The 1,646-nt window shown below is 65.7% G+C and carries 3 protein-coding genes; all 3 read left to right on the forward strand.

What is annotated here, in order from left to right; genetic code table 11:
* The coding region (locus QTH97_RS36845; protein ID WP_506555395.1) for a LamG-like jellyroll fold domain-containing protein at positions 1-909 on the forward strand (909 nt) is incomplete at its 5' end.
* The gene (locus QTH97_RS36850) at positions 909-1,349 is read left to right on the forward strand and encodes a hypothetical protein (protein WP_286573734.1); all 441 of its coding nucleotides are present in this window, start codon (positions 909-911) and stop codon (positions 1,347-1,349) included. The genes QTH97_RS36845 and QTH97_RS36850, both read left to right, overlap by 1 nt.
* A gap of 63 nt (positions 1,350-1,412) precedes the next feature.
* Positions 1,413-1,646: hypothetical protein (locus QTH97_RS36855; RefSeq protein WP_286573735.1), on the forward strand; the 234-nt coding region annotated here is incomplete at its 3' end.

The raw sequence follows: 1,646 nt of genomic DNA on the forward strand, positions 1-1,646 counted from the left end.
GACAAGGCCAATGCCAATGCGGCCTCGACCCGCACGACGCAATACTTCGAGATGATCGCCAACCGCGGGATCTACCACGACGGCTGGTACGCCAACACGACACCGCCGCACGGGCCGTGGATCCTGAATGCGCCGCTGCCCCCGATCGCCGACTACAAGTGGGAGCTGTACAACATCAAGGAAGACTATTCGCAGGCGAACGACCTCGCCGCGAAGATGCCCGAGAAGTTGAAGGAAATGCAGGCGCTGTTCGTCCAGGAGGCCGCGAAGCACCAGGTACTTCCCCTCGACAACCGCTCGTTCGCGCGGGCGGTCGAGCCGCGACCAAGCACGACAGCGGGCCGCTCGGAGTTCACCTACACCGGCGTCAATCCCGGCATCCCGGTGGCCAATGCACCGAACATCCTCGGGAAGTCGTACACCATCACCGCGGATGTCGACGTACCGCAGGGCGGCGGCAACGGCATGCTCGCCACCATCGGCGGACGCTGGGGGGGATGGGGTCTTTACCTCGTGAATGGCAAACCCGTCTTCGACTACAACATGCTCATCCTGGCGCACTACCGCTGGGTCGGCCAGGAAGCGTTGACCCCGGGCAAGCACACCATCGTCTTCGACTACACCTACGACGGCCCCGGCATCGCCAAGGGCGGCAGCGGCGTGCTCAAGGTGGACGGCAAGGTGGTCGCGACCGGCAAGCAGCCCAACTCGATCGCCTTCCTCCAGGTGGCCGACGAGACCTTCGACGTCGGCGTCGACTTGCGCACCGAGATCAACGCGAAGGACTATCAGGTGCCCTTCGCCTTCAACGGCAAGATCGACAAGCTGGTCATCAAGCTGGGCAAGTCGCAACTCACCGCAGCGCAGCAGCGCCAGGTGGACACCATGGTCGCCAGGGCGCGCGATTGATGAGCCCGCTATGGAACTGCATCGGGCCCGGGCTGCTGCTGGCGGTAGCGCTGGTAGTGGCGCGGCCGGCCCTCGCGCAGCAATCGGCAGCACCGGGCGCAGTGGCCGGCAAGGCCGATCCCGCGGCGCTAAAAGGTGCATGGAAGCGGCCCGATGGCAACTACATCATCCTGGTGCGCGAGATCGACGCCGCCGGCGAGCTTACGGCGATGTATTTCAACCCGAATCCGTTGCCCTTTGCCAAAGCCCATGCGTCGGAGGAGGCCGGCGTGCTGCGCGCCTCCTTCGAACTGCAGGCCGGCGGCTACAGCGGGTCGACCTACGAGCTGCGTTACGACCCGGCGAGCGATCAACTTGTCGGGGTCTATTACCAGGCGGTGGCGAAGCAGAAGTTCGAGGTCCACTTCGTTCGCCAGCGCGTCGCCGCTGCCACGCGCTGACCGATGCGCCCTGTGCGCGTCATTCGCCCGAGTTCCATTGATCTCTACTACCGGAGCACAACGATGACTCTCACCCTCCATCGAATCAGCCGACGGCTCGGCCTCGCCATGCTCACTGCAGCGGCGCTGCTGGGCGCCGAACGCGCTGCCCTCGCGCAGGACACCAAGCCGGCGCAGGCGGCAGCGCCCGCCAAGGACTTCAAGGACGAGCGCGCGCTCGCGCTGCTCAGGGGCATGAGCGACACGCTGGCCGGCGCGAAGACATTGAGCTTCAAGGTGCGCGGCATCGTGCCGGCG

The sequence above is a fragment of the Variovorax gracilis genome (assembly GCF_030317115.1).
GTDB classification, from domain to species: Bacteria; Pseudomonadota; Gammaproteobacteria; order Burkholderiales; family Burkholderiaceae_C; genus Variovorax; species Variovorax gracilis.

Bases quoted from the DNA above. Each gene is read 5' to 3' on its own strand.
- QTH97_RS36850 (WP_286573734.1), top strand. From the start codon at position 909: ATGAGCCCGCTATGGAACTGCATCGGGCCCGGGCTGCTGCTGGCGGTA.